The following is a 343-nucleotide window of genomic DNA, read 5'->3' as shown; positions in this document are numbered from 1 at the left end:
GCAAGTTCCAGCGACTACAGCGTCTGTGTAGGTCGCGTCTAGGGTTGTAGAACAGTTATCTGCTTCGTCTGTAACATCTCCTGTAATGTTTACTCCAGCATCGTAGTTACATGATGCATCTGTAAATATCTCAATATCTGCCGGAGCAGTAAATGTTGGCGCGATATTATCAGACACCGTGATGGTTTGCGTTTGTTCTGGTGCAGTGTTACCACAGCTATCTGTTAATGTCCATGTTCTTGTGATAATGAATGACCCTTCGCAAGTTCCAGCGACTACAGTGTCTGTATAGGTCGCGTCTAGTGTTGCAGAACAGTTATCTGCTTCGTCTGTAACATCTCCC

The 343-nt window shown here is 45.2% G+C and carries 1 protein-coding gene; it reads right to left on the bottom strand.

The window, feature by feature from the left end; all coding sequences use genetic code 11:
- Positions 1–343: hypothetical protein (locus tag ACVC08_RS00680; protein WP_452600584.1), on the bottom strand; the 343-nt coding region annotated here is incomplete at both ends.

The sequence above is a fragment of the Pontimicrobium sp. MEBiC06410 genome (assembly GCF_053601615.1).
Note: the sequence above shows the minus strand (reverse complement) of the source record. Positions and strands in the feature narration are given on the sequence as shown.